Source organism: Pseudofrankia asymbiotica (assembly GCF_001983105.1).
Classification (GTDB): domain Bacteria; phylum Actinomycetota; class Actinomycetes; order Frankiales; family Frankiaceae; genus Pseudofrankia; species Pseudofrankia asymbiotica.
Window position 1 is genome coordinate 22726 of record NZ_MOMC01000010.1, and the last position, 19811, is coordinate 42536.

The 19811-nt window shown below is 71.0% G+C and carries 15 protein-coding genes; 5 read left to right on the forward strand and 10 right to left on the reverse strand.

The window, feature by feature from the left end:
• Positions 1-19 precede the first annotated feature (19 nt).
• The gene (locus tag BL253_RS05060; protein WP_241834541.1) at positions 20-1006 is read right to left on the reverse strand and encodes a phosphotransferase family protein; all 987 of its coding nucleotides are present in this window, start codon (positions 1004-1006) and stop codon (positions 20-22) included.
• 34 nt (positions 1007-1040) lie between these two features.
• Here BL253_RS05060 and BL253_RS05065 point away from each other — a divergent pair, with 34 nt between their 5' ends.
• On the forward strand, positions 1041-1826 hold the full coding sequence (locus BL253_RS05065) for an SDR family NAD(P)-dependent oxidoreductase (RefSeq protein ID WP_076814019.1): 786 nt from the start codon (positions 1041-1043) through the stop codon (positions 1824-1826).
• Positions 1827-1859: 33 nt separating this feature from the next.
• Here the strand turns inward: BL253_RS05065 and BL253_RS05070 are convergent, their stop codons facing one another.
• The 5 genes from BL253_RS05070 to BL253_RS05090 form a co-directional block, all read right to left on the reverse strand.
• Positions 1860-2882 (reverse strand): aldo/keto reductase, encoded by a 1023-nt coding sequence (locus BL253_RS05070; protein ID WP_076814020.1) that lies wholly within the window; start codon positions 2880-2882, stop codon positions 1860-1862.
• A 97-nt stretch (positions 2883-2979) separates the two neighbouring features.
• Entirely contained in the window at positions 2980-3414 is a 435-nt protein-coding gene (locus BL253_RS05075) for an ester cyclase (RefSeq protein WP_076814162.1), read from the reverse strand.
• Between the two features lie 115 nt (positions 3415-3529).
• The gene (locus tag BL253_RS05080) at positions 3530-4183 is read right to left on the reverse strand and encodes a superoxide dismutase family protein (RefSeq protein ID WP_241834542.1); all 654 of its coding nucleotides are present in this window, start codon (positions 4181-4183) and stop codon (positions 3530-3532) included.
• Positions 4184-4384: 201 nt separating this feature from the next.
• The gene (locus tag BL253_RS05085; RefSeq protein ID WP_241834543.1) at positions 4385-5614 is read right to left on the reverse strand and encodes an ABC transporter substrate-binding protein; all 1230 of its coding nucleotides are present in this window, start codon (positions 5612-5614) and stop codon (positions 4385-4387) included.
• Between the two features lie 287 nt (positions 5615-5901).
• Positions 5902-6966 (reverse strand): NAD(P)H-dependent amine dehydrogenase family protein, encoded by a 1065-nt coding sequence (locus tag BL253_RS05090; protein ID WP_076814023.1) that lies wholly within the window; start codon positions 6964-6966, stop codon positions 5902-5904.
• A gap of 634 nt (positions 6967-7600) precedes the next feature.
• Here BL253_RS05090 and BL253_RS05095 point away from each other — a divergent pair.
• Positions 7601-8890: a cytochrome P450 gene (locus BL253_RS05095; protein WP_076814025.1), complete on the forward strand. Its 1290-nt coding sequence runs from the start codon at positions 7601-7603 to the stop codon at positions 8888-8890.
• Positions 8891-9153: 263 nt separating this feature from the next.
• Complete coding sequence (locus BL253_RS05100) at positions 9154-9759, forward strand: TetR/AcrR family transcriptional regulator (protein WP_076814027.1); 606 nt, start codon at positions 9154-9156, stop codon at positions 9757-9759.
• Between the two features lie 61 nt (positions 9760-9820).
• On the opposite strand, the gene BL253_RS05105 is transcribed toward BL253_RS05100, so the two are convergent.
• Positions 9821-10021: a DUF4236 domain-containing protein gene (locus BL253_RS05105; RefSeq protein ID WP_076814029.1), complete on the reverse strand. Its 201-nt coding sequence runs from the start codon at positions 10019-10021 to the stop codon at positions 9821-9823.
• Between the two features lie 295 nt (positions 10022-10316).
• Here BL253_RS05105 and BL253_RS05110 point away from each other — a divergent pair, with 295 nt between their 5' ends.
• On the forward strand, positions 10317-12374 hold the full coding sequence (locus tag BL253_RS05110) for an NAD(+) synthase (RefSeq protein WP_076814165.1): 2058 nt from the start codon (positions 10317-10319) through the stop codon (positions 12372-12374).
• Positions 12375-12386: 12 nt separating this feature from the next.
• A complete protein-coding gene (locus BL253_RS05115) occupies positions 12387-14114 on the forward strand; it encodes a glycosyltransferase family 39 protein (protein WP_116438828.1) in 1728 nt (575 codons plus the stop codon).
• Between the two features lie 7 nt (positions 14115-14121).
• Here the strand turns inward: BL253_RS05115 and BL253_RS05120 are convergent, their stop codons facing one another.
• The 3 genes from BL253_RS05120 to BL253_RS05130 all read right to left on the reverse strand — a co-directional run bounded on the left by BL253_RS05120 (position 14122) and on the right by BL253_RS05130 (position 19440).
• Positions 14122-15237 carry a glycoside hydrolase family 26 protein gene (locus BL253_RS05120; RefSeq protein ID WP_076814033.1) on the reverse strand — a complete coding sequence of 372 codons (1116 nt, stop codon included), beginning with the start codon at positions 15235-15237 and terminating at the stop codon, positions 14122-14124.
• Positions 15234-17081, reverse strand: a complete 1848-nt coding sequence (locus BL253_RS05125) for a glycosyltransferase family 2 protein (protein WP_241834544.1) — start codon at positions 17079-17081, stop codon at positions 15234-15236. Before BL253_RS05125 ends, BL253_RS05120 begins: the two co-directional genes overlap by 4 nt.
• A 130-nt stretch (positions 17082-17211) precedes the next feature.
• Positions 17212-19440 (reverse strand): outer membrane protein assembly factor BamB family protein, encoded by a 2229-nt coding sequence (locus BL253_RS05130; RefSeq protein ID WP_241834545.1) that lies wholly within the window; start codon positions 19438-19440, stop codon positions 17212-17214.
• Between the last annotated feature and the right edge of the window lie 371 nt (positions 19441-19811).

Sequence of the window (19811 nt, forward strand, 5' to 3'; positions counted from 1 at the left end):
CGGGCGCCGGCCGGGACCGTCAGGCCAGCAGCTCGGCGGCCCGGGTGAGCAGCGCGGGCAGCACGCCGGCCACCTGTTCGGCCATCGGGTCCGGCGCCGCCCGGCGCCGGGAGTGCTTCACGATCAGCGACCAGGTGGCCGCGGACTTGAAGCAGGCGAGTGCCTGGAACCAGGCCAACGCCGGCATGGCGCGGCCCAGGTGCTCGGCGTAGGTCGCCGCGAGGTCGTCCGGCGCCGGGAGCGAGCCGGCGTGACGGGTCCGCCGGCGATAGGTGGCCGGATCGGCGTTGATGAGGAACCAGCCGAGATCCACCCGTGGGTCGCCGACCGACCAGATCTCCCAGTCGATGACGGCGGTGACCGTGGGGCCCGAGGCCAGCAGGTTGCCGAGGCGGAAGTCGCCGTGGACGACGGCGGGCGCGGCCGCGGCCGGCTCGGTGGCGAGCAGGGCCTTCGCGACCGCCTCCCACCCGGGCACGAGGGAGGCGTCGACGGTGCCCAGCGCGCGGGTCCAGCGCCGTACCTCGTCGGCGAGGCTCACCCGGGGCTCGTCGGCCAGCCCGAGCGCCGCCGGGTCCAGCCGGTGCAGCGCGGCGAGCGTGCGGGCGGCGTCGCGCAGGCGGCCGGCGACGACAGCGGGGGCGTCGTCGTCGCCGTCGTCGTCGAACAGCGGCTCGAACGAGGCCCCGGGCACGAACGACATCACGAAGACCGGCGGGACCTCGGGCGGGTCCCCGGGGTCCTCCCAGAGGACGTCGGGCACCGGGACGTCGGTCGCGGCCAGCCTGCGCAGCAGCGAGGCCTGGCGCAGGACGTCGCGGTTGCGCACCGGCTCCAGGCCCGCCGGCGCGGCCTTCACGACGACGCGACGAGGAACACCGTCGACGGTCGCCGTTCCCACGTACGACAGGCTGGACGCGCCGCCCGAAAGGCGACGCAGGCCGGTGAGCCCGATTACCGCGAGCCGTGCTTCCAGCGTGCCCAGATCGATATCTATCGTCACCACGTCCCGTCGCCGGGCTGATATTTCGGGAGACAGCATGTCAGGGCTGTGCGAAGGCAAGGTAGCGCTCGTCACCGGGGCGAGTCGAGGTTTAGGAAAGGCGATCGCGCAGCGGCTCGCCGCCGAGGGTGCCACCGTGGTCATCACGGCACGGACGATGGAGCCGGGTGGCAGGTACGAGGGTTCGCTGCGGGAGACGGCGGAGGAGATCAGGGCGGCCGGCGGATTGGCCGTCGCGATCCAGTGCGACCTTTCCCAGAACGACGACCGCGAGCGTCTGTTCGCCGCCGCCGTCGAGGCGGCCGGCCCGCCCGACATCCTGGTGAACAACGCCGCCGTGACCTTCCTGCGCCCCCTCGAAGGATTTCCCGAGCGACGCGCCCGGCTGATGTTCGAGATGCACGTGCTCGCCCCGATGCACCTGATCCAGCTCGCCGCCCCGGGCATGCGCGCCCGGGGCGGCGGCTGGATCCTGAACCTCACCTCGATCGCCGGGCAGCGCCCGGCCGGGCCGCCGTTCTCGGAGTTCGACCGGACCGCCGGCTTCGGTCTCTATGGCACCRTCAAGGCCGCGCTCGACCGGCTGACCGGATCCTTCGCCGCGGAGTTGTACGACGACCGGATCGCGGTCAACGCGGCCGCCCCGTTCCAGCCGGTGTCCACGCCGGGCGCCGGGGCGCTGGAGCTGGCGAAGGAGGACACCGAGGAGATCGACCTGATCATCGAGACCGCGCTCGTCCTCTGCACCGCCGACCCCGCCGCGACGACCGGCCGGGTCGTCTACACGCAGCCCTTCCTGCGGGAGCTCGGCCGCCTGGCCTGACCGGCCACCCGGTGCGACCCGGCGGGCTGGGTGTCAGCGCCGCCGCAGGGCCGCCTTGGTGAGGGCCGGCGGGATCCACCCGGCGTCCTCCGGGTTGATGGTGACGCCCGGCGGGACGATCTCGTCGATCCGGTCCAGGGTCGCCTCGTCCAGAGTGATGTCCGCGCCGGTGAGCTGGCTCTCCAGATGATCCATCGTGCGCGGGCCAATGATCGCCGACGTCACCGCCGGGTGGCGCAGCACGAACGCCAGGGCCAGCTCGATCAGCGTGATGCCCACCTCGGCGGCGAGGTCCCCGAAGGCGATCGCCGCGTCGACCTTGTGCCGGTTCTCGGGCACGGACAGGTCGAACCTGCCCGGGATCCGGGCCGCCCGGGTGCTCGCGACCTCGCCGCCGCCGCGGGTGTAGCGCCCGGACAGGAAGCCGCCGGCGAGCGGGCTCCACGGCAGCACCCCGAGCCCGTACTTCTGGGCCACCGGCAGCAGGTCGGCCTCGATGCCGCGGACGAGCAGCGAGTACGGCGGCTGCTCGGTGACGAACCGCTCGCGGCCCCGGCGCTCGGCCACCCACTGCGCCTCGACCACCTCGTGCGCCGGGAACGTCGAGCTGCCGAAGTAGCGGATCTTGCCGGCGCGGACCAGGTCGGTGAGCGCGCCGAGCGTCTCGTCGATGTCGGTCGACGGGTCTGGCCGGTGTACCTGGTAGAGGTCGATCCAGTCGGTGCCGAGGCGCCGCAGGCTGTTCTCCACCTCGGCGACGATCCAGCGCCGGGAGAGGCCGCGCCGGTTGGGCCCGGGCCCCATCGGCATGTACAGCTTGGTCGCGAGCACGACGTCGTCGCGGCGGCCGGCCAGCGCCTTGCCGACGATCTCCTCCGACTCGCCGGCGGAGTAGACGTCCGCCGTGTCGATGAAGTTGAYGCCGGCGTCCAGTGCCCGGTTAATGATCTTTATCGATTCGTCGTGGTCCGGGTTGCCCCAGGCGCCGAACATCATCGCGCCCAGGCAGAGCGGGGAGACCCGCACGCCGGTACGGCCGAGTACGCGGTAGTCCATGTGCGGTAAGCATGTGCCGCCGAGCAACCCGACGCAAACGGGACCGCCCGTCCGTCCGTGGCGGTCGGGGGCCCGAGGCGCGGGACCGCCCGCGTTCTCAGGCGGCGGCGCTCGCCAGGGCGACGGCCCCGAGCTGGTTGAGCATCCCGAGCTCGTCGTTGACCACCCAGACGTCGCTGATGAGGCCGTCGGTGACGGTGAGGATGTCGGTGGTGCGCACCTCGACCGTCCGGCCGGTCGGCGCCACGGTGCCCAGCGGCGTGGGGTAGGGCCCGGTGTGCCGCCCGCGCAGGTAGAAGCCGACGACGATCTTCCCTGGCCCCTCGACCACGTCGACGAGCTGGTGGCCCAGACCGTCGAAGGCGCCCTGCAGGGAACGGGCCCGGGCGACGAGGCCGGCGGCCGACACCGTCGCCCCGTTGATCGTCACCGGGTCGGTGTACATCTGGCGGAAGGCGGCTTCGGCGGCGGCGTCGTCGGTCGGCAGCGGACTGGACCACAGCCGCATCAGACTGTCGATCAGTTTGGTCATGCGGGCAGTCTGCCGGCGCGCGGCCGCGTCGGCTGTCACCGACGCGACCGCGGCCTGGCCGAGACCGACGGACGGCACCACCGGAGCCGGCGGCTGTGGCCGCCGGCGGCTCTGGCTAGAGGTTCACGCAGGCGAGCCGGGCGCCGGCCGTGCCCGCGTGGCCCGGGTCGGTGGCGGTGTGCTGCGCGTGGATCACGATCGACCTGTGCGGCCGGTCGCTGAAGGTCCACGGGACGGTGGACTCCACGTGCGCCGAGCCGGCCGCGTCCGTGGTGAAGTCCAGCCAGATCTCGTTGCTGGGATTCGCGTAGTCGGGGTTCACCGAAGGCTGCTTGGGATCGACCTTGTTCTGGTAGTGCGAGCCGGCCGCTTCCGGGTTCTCGCCGCACGCGTTGGTGTGCACGTGCGCGCCGAAGTGCTGGTTCGCGGGCAGGCCGCGGACGGCGAGCAGGGTGAGCGTCTGGCCGGTGGTCTGCACCAGCACGACGGCGACGTCCGAGTTGACCGGAACGCGCGCCGGGTCGTAGGTGACGGCCTTGGCGCCCGGGCCGTACGGGGTGAACTCGTCGAGCACGACCGTGGGCGGAGCTGACAGAGTGGGAAGGGGCGACGGCGCGGGTGTGGTGCCCGGGGCGGAGGTCGCGGGGGAGGGCGAGGTCTGCGCGGCGGCGGCCGGCGGGCTCGTCGAGGAGCCGCAGGCGGCGAGCGCCAGCGGGACGAGTGCGATGATCATGCCGGTCGCGGCGCGTGAGCTTCTGGTACGGCGCATGGAGCGACTCTGTGCCACCCGCTCCTAAACGTAAAGTAGGCGCTCGGGCACACCACGTGGCAGATCACAAACCATGCCACCTCGGACCGCCGGCCGCCGCCGCCCGCCGCCGGTCGCCGTCAGCTGGTCCGGCGGGCGCGGGACGGCGGGCGGGCGGCGGCGGCGGAGGTGGGGGTGGGAGCCGCGGAACGACTGGAATCTCTACTGCTCCAGGCGGCGGCCGCACCAGCGGTCGCGGTTGGCCGGGTCGGGGACGACCTCGTAACCGGTGCCGGCGGGGTTGACCCGCATGAAGGTGTAGCAGGTGGCCATCTGACCGAAGTCCTTCGTCATGTCGACGGGGGCGGGCAGGAGCCCGTCGGCGTCGTACTTGCTGGCGCGCAAGGTGTCGATGAACTGGGCGCGGGTCGGGCAGGGCCCCGCCCTGTCCAGGCCGGACAGGAACAGGCCGGTGATGATGTACGTGACGAAGGCGAGTTCCTGGTCGGGCGGCCGGAGCTCGGGGGCGTACTGGGCCATCGCCTGCAGATAGGCCTGGTGGGCCGGGCCGCCGATCTCGGCGGGGGAGTAGGTGACCGCCGCGCTCAGTCCGCTGAGTGTCTGGCCGTACTGGCCGATCAGCGCCTTGTCGTAGCCGCTCGGCGCGAGCACGACCTTGACCGGTGCGTCGGCCTCCCGGATACCGCGCATGACCTCGGCCAGATTGCTGCCCGCGAGGACGGCGATCACCGTGTCGACCTGAGYGGCGCGCAGCTGCTGGCCAAGCTGCACCGGGCTGGTGACGGCCGGGTTGTAGACGAAGCGGCCGGGCACGGTCGGGATGCCCGCGGCCGCCAGGCTGACGCTCATCCGCGACCCGATGTCGTTCCCGGTCGAGGTGACGTCGCTCTGGATCACGGCCGCCCGGGTGCCGCCCTGGGTCTTCGCGTAGTCGCCGAAGGTGGAGACGGACGGGCCGTTCGTGAACAGGTACGTGTAGGCGAACATGTTGCGGTAGCGAGGGTCCGCCCAGAATGACTCGGCCGCTATCCCCGCCACCGGGACGCCGCGCGCGCGGAGGTAGTCCGCGCCGCCGATGGCGCTCACGGATGCCTCGACGAGCCCGAAGACCTTCTCCTTCTCGACGAGATCGCGCACGGCCTCCAGGTTCTGGCCGCTCGCGCTGACGTCGTCGCGCCAGGAGTAGACCAGCCTGCGGCCGTGTATACCGCCGGCCGCGTTCACCTCGCCGATCCGCGCGATGAAGCCGCTCATGGACGCGGCGAGCGAGCTGGCGACCGCGCCGGTGTCCGGGTAGACGAAGCCCACCCGGATCTCGTCGTCGCTGTATCCGGGTGTGTCGCAGGCCGGGCGGGCGCCGCCGCTGTCCGCGCCGCCGCCGGCGATCGCGCAGCTCGCGGTCAGTGCCGTGACCATCGCGGCGGCGGCCAACGCCGTGCGCCGTGGCCGGCGAGGCCGAGGCCCGCGCCGGCCCTTGCCGCCCGCGTTCCTCTCGCCGCCGCCTGGCCCGCCCGCGGTGGTCGGCGGGCCCGGGCACCCGTGACGCGGCCGGGCCCGCCGGGGGCTGGGTAACTCGCCTGGCGTCCCCGTGGCACTGTCGTTCATCGCCACCTCGATTCGGTGTGCCGACGCTGCTCGAAATTCGAAGCGGGGTGTTCGGGACAGCGCGGGCACCCCGCCGTGGGATCACCCTGTTCGGCGGCTGGCCTCCGCTTCCGTCAGCGCTTCGCCCTCAGCCGCGAGGAGACGAGCGGCAGGTCGGCGTAGGTGACGATGCCGGCTGGGGCGGCCACGACGGCGGGGATGGCGTTGACGACCGGCATGGCAGTGATCATCGAACCCATCGCGGACGCGTCCTCGAGCGTGAAGGTGGTGATGTCCGCAGGCAGGACGTCGACGCGCAGGTTGATCTGCGGCGTGCCGCGCACCTCGATGAGGTAGGCCATCGCGATGTCCCACGCCGGTTCGAGGTCGGCCGCGACCGTCCAGCGGACCTGCGCCTCGACGAGGTCGACGCCGGCCTCGGAGCCGATCCAGCGGACGTCGATGCCGGCGACGCTGCCGCGCTTGACGGCCCGGCCGGGGACGTCGGCGTCGCTGGCCGCGTGGGCGAACTGGACCTCGCAGCGGATGTCGTCGAGCGGCAGGCCGAGGTGGGCGGCGATCGACTCGACCGCGTCGCCGAACACCGCTGTCGCCTTCTCGATGTCGTCGGCGTGGCCGGGGTCGCCGGCGGGGCGGCCCCAGCCGAGTTCGTCCTGGTTGGCGTCCGCGGCCCAGAGCCCGATGTTGAACGACTCGGTGACCCGGACGTAGTTGACCTCGCGGCACGGGCCCGAGGCGACCGTGGCGATGTACTCGGCGAAACCGGGGTTGATGCCGCTGCCGAAGAGGCTCGCGCCGCCGGCGAGGGCGGCGTTCTGCAGCGCGGCGCGCGTCTCGGGGCCGTAGGCGCGGCCGGTGATGAAGCCGGCGGTGGAGACGACGTTGATGCCGGCGCCGAGCAGGCGGGTCAGATGATCCACGTCCGGGTGCAACGGCATGTAGACGACGCAGTCGGGCTGTAAGGCGATGATGGCCTCGATGTCGTCGGTGGCGGCGACACCGAGAGGGCGTCCGAGCGCGACGAGGTCACCGACGTCCTGGCCGACCTTCTCCTTGCTGAACGCGTAGGCACCGACGAGCTCGAGGTCCGGGCGTTCGACGATCGCCTTGACGGCCTCGCCAGCCACCTTCCCCGTTGTCCACTGCACGATCCGCAGGGGACGTCCGGCCATCGTCATGAATCTTCTCCTCTGCCGCGGGGACGGCGTTGGTATTTGGTTTGGGAAACGTCGGACCGCCCCACCGTCGACGCCGAAGCCCGACCATGACGGCCTCGGCCAACGCCACCTTGGGCGGTCGCCCAATTTTTGCTCGCCCGGTGTCTAACACATGTCCACCGGGCCGGCAAGCCCGACCGTCGTGAACCGCGCTCGCATTCCCGTTGGGGCCCAGTGGAAGTGGCTATGGCCGCGGGGGTGGGAGCCGCGGGGGGTGGGAGCCGCGAGGGGTGGGTCGGTGGTGCCGGCCTCATCGTCGGCTGCGCCAGATCCTCGCACGCGGCCGCGGGTTGCTGCACCCGGTGCCACGAGCGGAACCGGAGCGGCGCTCGCCGCTGGCCCGCGGCGGCCCGAGGCGTGTCGGCGCGGCCGCGCGGGCATTCACCTCGGTGTTGTGACCTGGGCCTTCCACCTGTTCATCTCGCGCGGGGCTGGCGCGTGGGGCAGAGCCCATGGCCGAGTCGCGGGGCGCGAGTAGTGACTCCGGGTGCTGCTTGCGGGCGGGCTGGGCGTGTGCTAAAAACTCGTCGACAATCGTTTTGGCGACCGCCCAAGACTCCTGGATATCGTGTCCGAAGCCTGGAAGGCGGCTGGGATGACCGACTGGACCACCATCGACTTCTTCAACGACGAGTCGCTTGTCGAAGACCCGTACTCCTACTTCGACGACCTGCGCACGGCGTGCCCGGTGCTCCCGCTGCCTCACCTCGGCGTGGTGGCTGTTACCGGTTACGACGAGGCGCACGAGGTGTACCGCGACGTCGACACGTTCTCGTCGTGCAACTCGGTGATCGGTCCGTTCGCGACGTTCCCGGTACCGCTTGAGGGCGACGACGTCGGCGCGATCATTGACCGTTATCGGGACCAGATCCCGATGAACGAGCACATGGTCACGATGGATCCGCCGATGCACACGCGCGAGCGGGCGCTGGTGATGCGGATGCTCACGCCGAAACGGCTACAGGAGAACGAGGAGTTCATCTGGAGGCTCGCCGACCGGCAGCTGGACGAGTTCCTCGCGGGCGGGCGGSGCGAGTTCATCCGCGGGTTCTCGCAGCCGTTCGCGATGCTGGCCGTGGCGGACGTGCTGGGCGTGCCCGAGGCCGACCACGAGCGGTTCCGGCAGGGCTTCGGCCTGTCCGGCAGCCCGGGCCAGATCGGCGCCGGTGGCGAGCGCGGCGAGGAGCTGAACGCGCTCGGATGGCTCGACAACTGGTTCGCCCGGTACATCGAGGATCGCCGGCTCAAGCCGCGCAAGGACGTGCTGACGCAGATGGCGGCGGCCACCTACCCGGATGGGAGCGTCCCGGAGGTGATCTCGGTCGTGCGGGCCGCCACGTTCCTGTTCGCCGCCGGGCAGGAGACCACCGCCCGGCTGCTGGGCGCGGTTCTGAAGTACCTGGCCGAGCATCCCGAGGTCCAGGACGAGCTTCGGGAACACCGGGAACTGATCCCGGACCTCATCGAGGAGACGCTGCGCATCGAGAGCCCGGTGAAGACCGACTTCCGCCTCACCCGGCGCGCCACGACCATCGGCGGCGTCGACGTGGCGGCGGGGACGCCGGTCATGCTGCTCAACGGCGCCGCCAACCGTGACCCCCGGCAGTTCGAATGCCCGGCCGAGTTCCGCCATGACCGCAAGAACGTCCGTCAGCACATCGCCTTCGGTCGGGGAGTCCACTCCTGCCCCGGCGGCCCGCTGGCCCGCGTCGAGGGCCGGATCAGCCTGGAGCGCGTCCTCGACCGCACCCGCGACATCCGGCTCTCCGAGGAACACCACGGGCCGGCGGGCGCACGGCGCTTCAAGTACGAGCCGACGTGGGTGCTGCGCGGCCTGACCGAACTGCACCTGGAGTTCACCACCGTCGAGGGCGGCGCCCGATAAGCCGGATCGCGACCGCCGATGTCGTCACCGGCCGCGTCCATCGCCCCGGTGACKACATCTGACTCCCGAGCCGCCTCGGGCCCTGCTCTCCGGGTGACTGGGCAGGGCCCGAGTGCGTCATGGCGAGAGGCCTGCCGGTGGCTCTCGTGCCCGTTTCGCCGCTCCGCTCATCCCACTGATCACTATGCATCCTGATAACCTGACCGGCACGACACGGCGTGAACCGTGCGGAACTGGCCGTCGCGCCGCGATATGAAGGACAGATGGTAAGCCAGCGTAGAACTGCTTCAGCGGAGTCAGGAAAGCGTGAGCAACTGCTCGACGCCGCGGAGCGGTTGCTGCTGGAGGAAGGCTACGCCTCCGTCACCTCACGTCGGGTCGGCGCCCGGGCCGGCCTCACACCCCAGCTGGTGCATTACTACTTCCAGACGATGGACGACCTGTTTCTGCAGGTGTTCCGGCGGCGCGCGGACGTGGGCCTGGAGCTCCTGCGGGAGGTGCTCGGTTCCCGGCCGACGCTGCGGCAGCTCTGGGACCTGCGCGACACCGGCGTGACGAACTCCAGGTTCAACATGGAGTTCATGGCCCTCGCCAACCACCGCAAGGCGATCCGGTCCGCGATCATCGATTACTACCAGCGTTATCGCCAGCTTCAGCTCGACGCTTTCACGGTCGCGCTCACCGACCTCGGGGTTCCGCCGGAACGGTGCCCACCACTCTTCGCRCAGCTGGCGATGATAGGGCTGACCCAGATCATGACAATCGACGTCGATCTGGGCATCGCCTCCGGCTATGAGGCCGTCGACGCGTTCGTCCGGGCACAGATCGAAGAAATCGCCGGCCAGGGGCCGCGGACCGGAGACGCCTGACACGCGCCGTCCCCGCCCGCCGCGAGACCGGGCGGGGACGGCGCGGATCGTTAGCGGACCGTTATCGGCGGGAACTTGAGCCTTCGCGCCGGTACGAGAACGGGCCGGGAAGGTCGACGCTGGACAGGCCAGCTCGGCGCCTCTTCGACCAGACCCGCCAGGAGACGCGCCCGAGTTTCAGCGTGACCGATTGCACCCCGTTCTCGCTCATGTTCACGTGGAAGGGACCGTAGTGCGGGCGACGGGTATAACGCAGGCCCATGTCAGCGCTCCAGAACAGACGAGGATGGGTTCCGGGAGGAACACCGCGCCGGCCTTCGGCGACGATGATCCTCGGGTTCCCCGTTTTCACCGCCTTAACCCCTTTTGAGCGCCCGTCCGGTCGCCACGGCCGCCGAGCCGATGCGGCGAGACCGGTCCGCTACGGCATGTCACAGGCGGGGGCCGTGGCGGCCGGTCGATGAGGCGGCCGAGCAGGCGGGTGAGGATGGAGGTAGGCCGCTAAGGCCGCCGTGTACGTGAACACCGGCCAAAGCCGTGACAGGACGGGAGACGACGTGAGTCAGCGTGCGTTTGGGGCTATCCACAGCCATGGGCTGGTCCGGGTCGCCGCGGCGACCCCGCTGGTCGCGATCGCCGACCCGGCGCGCAACGCGGACGCGACGATCGCGCTGGCCCGCGAGGCCGACGCGGACGGCGTCGACGTCGTCGTCTATCCCGAGCTCGGCCTGTCCTCCTACGCGATCGACGACCTGCACCTGCAGGACGCGCTGCTGGACGCCGTCGAGGACGCGGTGGCGCAGRTCCGCGACGCGTCTCGGGGCCTCGCGCCGCTGCTGCTCGTCGGCGCGCCGCTGCGCCGCCGCGGCCGGCTGTACAACACCGCGCTGGCGATCTCGCACGGCCGCGTCCTCGGGGTGGTGCCGAAGACGTTCCTGCCCAACTACCGGGAGTACTACGAGAAGCGCTGGTTCGCGCCCGGCGCCGGTGTGGTCGGCGAGGAGATCTCGGTGGCCGGCCAGACGGTGCCCTTCGGGACCGACCTGATCTTCGCGGCGAAGGACCTACCCGAGCTGGTGGTCGGCATCGAGATCTGCGAGGACTACTGGGGCCCCATCCCGCCGTCGTCCTACCAGGCGATGGCCGGCGCCACGCTGCTCACCAACCTCTCGGCGTCGAACATCGTCGTCGGCAAGTCGGCGGAGCGCGCCCTGCTGTCGGCCGCCCAGTCGGCCAGGGCGATGGCGGCCTACGTCTACTCGGCGGCGGGCACCGGCGAGAGCACCACCGACCTGTCCTGGGACGGCCAGGGCACGATCCACGAGCTCGGCGACCTGCTCGCCGAGTCCGAACGGTTCGCCGAGACACCGCAGCTGCTGGTCGCCGACGTCGACCTCGCGCGGGTGCGGCTGGAGCGGATGCGCACCCCGACGTTCAACGACAACGCGATCCAGGCGGACCACCCCGAACGCCGGTTCCGGACCGTCGAGTTCGAGCACCGGCCGCACCGGCGCGACGTCGGGCTGAAGCGCCGGCAGCGTCGCTTCCCCTACGTCCCCGACACCGCGGAACGGCTCGACCTCGACTGCTATGAGGCGTTCAACATCCAGGTGCACGGCCTCGCCCGGCGTTTCCGGTCCGCGGGCGGGAAGACGATGGTGATCGGGGTCTCCGGCGGCCTCGACTCCACGCACGCGCTGATCGTCGCGGCGAAGGCCTGCGACCGGCTCGGAATCCCGCGCTCGTCCATCCTCGGGTTCACCCTGCCCGGCTTCGCCACGGGGGAGAAGACCAAGGCCAACGCCTGGGCGCTGATGCGCGCGCTCGGCGTGGAGGCGGCGGAGATAGACATCCGCCCCGCGGCTCGCCAGCTGCTCACCGACCTGGGGCATCCGGCCGCCGCGGGCGAGCCCGTGTACGACGTGACCTTCGAGAACGTCCAGGCCGGCCTGCGTACCGACTACCTGTTCCGGCTGGCGAACCAGCGGGCCGGGTTCGTGATCGGCACCGGCGATCTCAGCGAGCTGGCGCTCGGCTGGTGCACCTACGGCGTCGGCGACCAGATGAGCCACTACGCCGTCAACGCGGGTGTTCCCAAGACGCTCATCCAGTACCTCATCCGCTGGACCATCGCCTCCGGGCAGTTCGACGAGACGACCGGACATCTGCTCGACGAGATCGTCGGCACGGAGATCTCACCCGAGCTGGTTCCCGCCGACGAGGAGACGGGCGCGATGCAGAGCACCGAGGACCGCATCGGCCCCTACGAGCTGCACGACTTCTTTCTGTACCACGTGCTGCGCTACGGCCTGCCGCCGTCAAAGGTCGCGTTCCTGGCCTGGCATGCCTGGCGTGACGCCGACGCGGGCCGCTGGCCGGCCGGCTTCCCCGAGGACCGCCGGCACGCCTACGACCTGCCGACGATCACACGCTGGCTGGAGGAGTTTCTCCTGCGCTTCTTCCAGCTTTCCCAGTTCAAGCGCTCCGCGCTGCCCAACGGCCCCAAGGTGACCTACGGCGGCACGCTGTCGCCGCGCGGCGACTGGCGCGCTCCCTCCGACGGGAGCGCCGCCGTGTGGTTGGCGGAGCTGCGACGCAACGGGCCGCAACCCTAAAATCGCTTCTCAATGACAGATATCGCACCCCCGCGGGCACCGGCTATCAGCAGCACCCGTAGCCAGCGCCGCGGGCGGCCGCGGTTCGTCGTCGACGCCCGGCTGGGACTGGCTGCCGGGCTGGTGGCGGTGCTGGCCGTTCAGGCGGCGATCTCGCTGAGCCTCTCGGCCACGGCGTTCGAGGACGAGGCGCTCTACCTCCATGCCGGTCGGCAGATCCTGAACTCCTGGATTCACGGCGGGCCGGGCTATGACGACTACGCCAGTTACTTCTCCGGCTCTCCATACGTCTACCCGCCGCTCGGCGCCCTGGCGGACGGCGCCGGCGGTCTCGCCGGCGCACGAACGCTCAGCCTGTTCTTCGCTCTCGTCACCACGGTCCTCGTCGCGGCGGTGGGCCGCACCCTCTTCAGCCGGGCCGCGGGCGTGGCCGGGGCGGCGGCGTTCGTCTGCGGGGGCCCGGTCCTCTTCCTCGGCGGATTCGCCACCTACGACGCGATGGCGCTCATGCTCCTGGTCGGCGGCCTGGCCGCCGGGCTCCGGGCCGCGGCCGCGGAGCGGGCCAGGACCGCGCTGCCGCTCGCGTCCGTCGCGGGCGTCCTTCTCGGTGGGGCCGTCGCGACGAAGTACATGGTCGCGTTGTTCGTCCCTTCCGTCTGCCTGGTCGTCCTCACCATGACCATTCGGAGATCGAGGTCGCTGTCCCAGCGGAGTACGGAGGCTCCGGGAGCGCCTTCCTCGGCGCCGGCGCCGGCGCCGGGTCCGGGGCCGGGTCCGGCGCCGGGGCCGCCAGCCGCGGGCGCGTCGGCGGCCGGGAGCCACCGGAGGCAGACCCGGCGGGCCCGCGGCCGGGAGTTCCGGCTGTCGGTACGGCTGGCCGCGCTCGCGCTCGGCGGCGTGGCCGGAGCGGCGGCCGTCGCCGGCATCTGGCTGGGGCTCACCGGCACCGGCCAGCTCGACGGCATGGTGACGACCACCATCTCCCGCACGCCGTTCGTCACGACGGGTCGGCTGGACGTGTTCGAGCATGGTCTCCGGTGGGCGGCGCCGGCCCTGCTGGTGGCAGTACTGGCGGCTGCGCTGGTCGGGCGTCAGCGGCCGGCGCTGACCGGCCTGCTGCTCGTCACCTCCCTTCTTCCGATCATCTTCCAGGCGCGGTCCGGTGAGCTGACGTCGCTGCACAAGCACGTGGCCTTCGGCCTCGCCTTCGCGGCCCCGCTGGCCGGCGCCGGGGTGGCGAGCKCGGTCACGTGGCTGAGCGCTCGTGATCCCCGGCGAACTCTGACACCCGCCGTTGTTCTCGCTTCGGTGGCCGGCCTCGCGCTGCTGTACAGCGGCGCACGGACCGCGCACGACCTGTTCGGCCAGTGGGCGGACAGCCGTCCTCTCGTCGCGTTCCTCAGGACCCAGGTCGGCAATCCATCCGACCATTACCTGGTCGAGGAGTCGGAAGTACCGCGTTACTACCTGGCGGACCGGACGGCGTCCGGGCAGTGGGACAACACGTACTACCTCTACTACGTGGACCCGGACACGAAGACGGCGATCGCCGGTGGTGTGGACGCCTACCGCGCGGCCCTCACCGACCGCTACTTCGAGATCGTCGTGCTGCGTTACGGCCCCACCGCGGCGCTCGACCGGCAGATCCGCGACATCCTCGACGACCCGACGAGGTATCGCCAGATCGCGCAGGTGCCAGATCCCAGCGGGTGGACCGTCTGGCGCCGGGTCGCCCCCTGACCGCGGGTCAGCGCAGCGCCAGGGTCAGCCGCGGCCTGCTCCCTCGCTGCCAGGTCACGTCGTAGCGAGGATCGGCGACACCGAGGCCGAAGGCCCGCGCGGCCGTGGGGGACACGGACACCCGCCAGTCGGTCTCCTTCACGGCCTCCTGCCAGATGACACCGATGATCTCGGGGTGCCGCGGCAGGGACTGGAAGAGCTGGGCGATCCATTCGGCCTTGCGCCCCGCCCCGTCGGCCGCGCCGGTCTCCGTGATGACGATCGGCTTCCGGGTGATCCGGGAGACCTCGGCGATGCTGCTGTCGAACAGCTCGTCGAAGGACCGGTAGGACTCGAGGCCGGCCGTGCYGTAGTAGCCGGAGAAGCCCACCCAGTCCACGTACGCGTCGCCGGGATAGAGCTCGGCGAGCGGGGTGGAGTTCTGGTAGCTGATGTTCGGGCTCCAGATCCACGCGACGTTGGTCGCGCCCTCCGCCGCGAAGATGTCATGGACGTGGCGCCAGGCCCGGACGTAGTCCCCCGGCCTGTTGCCGTTCGCCTGTTCGGACCAGGGGTACCAGTAGCCGTTCATCTCGTGCGCGAACCGGATGGCGATCGTGTAGTCGAGCTTCTTCACGCCGCGCGCCCAGGAACGGATATAGGAATCGAAGGAACCCTCGATGATCCGGCTGAGCCGGTACTCCGGCTGCTCGCCGCGGAGCTTGTCGCTCCTGGGCACGACGGTGAAATCCCACGGCTCCCACGCCACGATCGGCATCATGCCCGCGCCCGCGACCTTGTTCAGGGCGTCGGCGCTGAACCCATCGCCGGCCCAGCCCTGGGAGAACTGATAGGCGCGAGGCCGGTAGGTCGTCGTCCGGGCGAAGTCCGCGGCGGCGCCGAAGTCGTGGACTCCCTCGGCGGTCATGATGCCGACGAAGACCTTTCCCTCGTCGGGGAAGAGCGCCGCGGGGCCCGCCGCCCCCGGGCCGGCGGAGGGCGGCATGAGATCCGCTGGCAGCGCGCCGGACAGCGTCGCCGCCGGCTCCTCGGCTCCGGCCAGGTTCGGCGCCACCCGGAAGACATAGCCCGCGAGCGCGAGCACCAGGACCACGCCGAGCACCCGCGGCACCGCCAGCCTCACCGTGCGCTCTCCTTGCCCGGAGCCTGCTCGGCCAGGCGCGGCGCCAGCAGGAGCTGGTTCTCCACCCGGTCCGAGGCGGCCGGCGCGGGTATGCGCGGCACCGCCGCCTCGGGGAGGTCGGCGGATGGCCCGGCTCTGGCCTCCCCGCGCGCGGCGATTCTGCCCACCGCGGCGATCAGCGGCGGGGACACTCCCACCACGAGGCTGAGGAGCGCCCAGGCCTGCGGGGTGGCGTAGTGGCGGTACACGGTGAGGTTGACGCCCAGCAGGGTCCCGGCGATGGCCGCCCAGGCGAGGTGCAGACGGAACGTGCGCAGCGACTCGCTGCTGCGCAGCTCGCCCTTGGCGGTGACGGCGTAGGCGAGCGGCCGGCGCAGCAGCGCGGCGACCGCGGCGGACACGTAGATCGGCCCGGCGAACAGCGTCAGGGCCATGCCGGCCATCCCGGCCTCACGCCTTTCGTGACTGGCCAGGTTGAACCGGCGCAGCCACAGCCACACGCTGAGCCAGCTGCCCAGGCTCGCCGACCACAGCGTCAGCCACGGATCGCCGGGCAGGCTGATCGCGGTGGCACCGAAAATCAGGTAGGCGATCGTCGCCAGGCTGCCGAACAGCAGGCTCATGGCGACGCTCGGATAGTAGAACTGCACCATTCCGTACACCAGCCGCTGGCGGGCGCGCAGCCTGATCCCGGCCCTTGCCCGGCGGCGTAGCTTGACGTCCCAGACGCCGTAGGCCCATCGCTTCTGCTGGTTGAAGTAGTCGGTCCAGGTGGTCGGCCCCTCGCCGATCGCGATCACGTCGGGCGTGTAGACGCCCTTCCAGGAATTTCCGGTCGCCGGGTTGACCGTCCCCTGCACGCGCATGCTGGTCAGGTGGTCCTCGATGATCGAGTCCTGGTAGCCGCCGATCTGCCGCCAGGCGTCCGGGCGGTAGAGGTGGTTGGTGCCGATCAGCAGCGGGGCGTCCAGGCCGTTCCCGCCCCGCTCGATCACGCCGTTGAAGAGGTACTGCTGCATCGAGGCCCCGCGCGCGACCCAGTTCTCGCGCATGTTCCCGTAGACCTGGGGAGCCACGACAAAGGCGACGTCGGGATCGCGGAAATAGCCCAGGGTGCGTTCCAGGAAACACGTCAGCGGCACGTGGTCGGGATCCATCTGGGCCACCACGTCATAGTGGCTCTCGTGCTCGGCGCGCCAGGCGTTGTGGTTGCCGGCCTTGCTCCTGGCCCGGAACTCGCCGCTGGGCTGGTTGTACTCCGGGCGTCCCTTGCGGCTGAAGTGCAGGACCCCCAGCTCGTCCGCGATCCGCCGGACCTCCGGATCGTCCTCCTCGTCCAGGATCCACGGCGTCACGAAACCGTCGGGGTAGGAGATCTCCCGCATCGCCCGCAGGGTCCTGGCCACGACGGAGATCGGTTCCTTCGACGGAACGATCGTGGTGAGCACCGCCACCCGCAGCCCCGAGGGCGGGGTGAGCGGTACGGGGTCCTTGGCGTTCCAGGCGAGTATCCAGATGACCGTGACCTGAACGAGCCTGATGACCTCGACGAGGATGACGAGGCAGAAGCTCACCCTGGCCAGGGCCAGCCGCCAGTCGCCGATACCGATCACGCCGGGGCCGGGCACGTGGTCCGGCAGCAGCAGCCAGCCGATGAGCAGCAGATCCACGAGCGTGGTGAAGGTGAACAGGAGCGTGAGGGCGAACCGGCGGCCCGGTGGCACCACGGAGCGGAACTCCACCCGCGGGTTCTCGCCCCGCGGGGCGGACAGGGGTCCACAAGCCTCGGCGCAGCGCGCGTAGACGTCGCGCACCGTGAGGTTACGGCGGGCGTGCTTCGCCACCGGCCGCGCGGATCTCCGCCCGGCTACCGCCATAGCCTCCCCCTCGCCATGGACCGCCCTGACCACCTGGCTCCTGGCACGGAATCAGCGAGCCGACGGGACGTGAGGTTTGTTACGTCACGCGAGGAGGTCATCCGACGCGTACTGCGCACAGCTCGTTGTCATCGGTCCCGAAGTAGGCGGTGTCGTCGACGACCGCGACCGTGTGCACTCCGCTGCTGGCGGGGAACGCCCACCGCTGTGCTCCGGTGGCGGCGTCCAGGGCGTAGAGATTGGTGTCGCTGCTGCCGACGTAGACCGTGTCACCCACCACCGTCGGCGCGCTGACGTCCCCTGAGGCACGGAACGTCCACAGTTTTTCCCCCGTTGTCGCGCGCAGCGCGTGCAGGGTCCGATCTTTACCGCCTATATAGAGGACACCGTTGGCGATGGTCGGCCCGGCGTCGACGGACACGTCACCGAATGTCCAGCCCTTCTTCCCACTGCCGGTCTCGGCGGTGTACAGGGTTCCGTCGCCGCTGGCGAAGTAGACCGTCCCGCCCATCACGGCTGGTATGCCGGACACCGCGCCGGAGGTGGGGAAGGCCCATCGCTGGTCGCCGCTGGAGGCGTCCACGGCGTAGAGATTGGTGTCGCTGCTGCCGACGTACACGGTCTCGCCGGCAAAGGCTGGTGAGTGCGTGTCGTTGTCGGTCGTGAATTGCCACCGGCGCGTGCCGGCGACCGCATCGACGGCGTACAGGTTGTGATCGGCGCTGCCGACATACACGATGCCCCCGCCGCCCACCGCGGAGTGCACGATCCCGCCGGTTTTGTATGCCCAGCGCTGCAGGCCCGTGACGGCGTCGATGGCGTACAGGTTGGTGTCGTCGGCGCCGAGGTAGACCACGCCGCCGAGGGTGAAGGGAGCGGACCCGAGCGCGGCCTTGGTCGTGAACTTCCACGCCTGCGTCCCGGTCGATGTCCGTAGCGCGTACAGGGTTCCGTCGTTGCTGGACGCGTATACGAAGTCGCCCGCGACCCGGGGCCGGGAGAACGTGGTGCCAACCGTGCGGAACTTCCAGCGCAGGGTCCTGGCGGCGGGAGCGTCGTCGTCGAGAAGCAGCCAGGCCGTCGTTCCGGCGGCGGCGACGCCGACCGCGCCCACCGCGCCGATCACACCGGCCAGCAGCCGACGGCGGCTGGGCCGCGCCTGCTGAGATGGCTGGTCCGGCGGTTCCTCGGGAGCCGTGGGGGCCCGGGGGATGGGCGCGGGCCGCGCGGGCTCCTGGCGGACCGTCGGCTCGCCCGCGACGGGGATGGGCGTGGGGGCGAGGCTCTGCTCCCGGGTGGCCATGTCCGCCGACCCGCGCGACCCGGCTGGGGCGGCCCCGGGGGCCCTGTCGGCGATCGGGGGACTGGGCGGGATGGGCGTCGTTCCCAGCGGTGCCGGCGTCGGTCCCGCCAGGGGCGGCGGGGTCGCGATCGTGATCGGCGCCGTGGCGAAGGCCGCGGCCAGCCAGCCCGGCGGGAACATGTCGGCGGCGCCCTGCCCGCCGGTCAGCTGCCTGAGGATGGTGGTCAGATCGGGTCGGCTGGCGGGGTCCTTGGACAGGCAGGCGGACAACAGGGGCAGCAGCTCGTCCGGTACCTGGGACAGGTCCGGCGGAGCGTGCACGCTCCGGTAGAGCATGGCGGGCACGGACCCGACGCCGAACGGACCGGTTCCGGTGACCGTGAAGGCGAGGACCGCGCCGAACGCGAAAATGTCTGTCGCCGGCCCGACCTGGTTGCCCTGCACCTGCTCTGGCGACATGAATCCCGGCGAGCCCATCATGGCGCCGGCATGGGTAAGGGTTCCCGAATCCGCGAGCGAGGAAATCCCGAAGTCGATCAGACGGGGACCGTCGGATGCGAGCAGCACATTGGCGGGTTTGAGGTCCCGATGGACCAGGCCGGCGGCGTGGACGGCGGCGAGCGCCTCGGCCAGGGCGGCGCCGAGCGCTCGCACGGACGTGACCGGAAGCGGCCCGGCATCACGGATCGCGGCGTTGAGGGACGGGCCCGGAATGAAAGCGGTGGCCAGCCAGGGCGGATCCGCGTCGAGATCGGCGTCGATGACGGGCGCCGCGAAGAATCCGCTCACAGCGCGGGACGCGGCCACCTCGCGGGCGAACCGCTGACGGATGTGCGTCTCCTGGACGAGATCGGGGCGGATAACCTTGATGGCCACCCGGCGTCCACTCGGTGAGAAGGCGAGATAGACGCGCCCCATACCGCCGCTGCCCAGTACGGCCGCGAGCCGATAGCTGCCCACAGTCGTCGGGTCATTCGGACCCAATGCCTCCAAGGCCRCCCCCTCCCCGCGCCGCCGGACCACGGCTTCTCGGCCAGGTGGAAACTCTACCTGCACCGATCGGCGCACAGACCGCACCCGGAACGGTCCCGGTTCAGGTATCCGCGGATCGTGCTTCTGGCCCGCACGGGGCGCGAGACGACTTCTAGAAGGCGTCCTACGGTGGCCTTTGTTTCGAATTCCCGCCCGTTCAAGTCACTGTCTGTCACTACCGGGAGTGATTGTTGCTCGGCATGTCACGTTCAGTTTATGATTCATCGCTTGGAGTCAGGCGGACATGTGCCATCCGCCTGCGGCGATACGACGACAAGGAGACCGAGTCGGGCTGCCTGGCTTACGTCACCGGGCAACATTGTCCTGAGGCCGACAGAAAGGGGACGGCGTCGAGGCGCGCG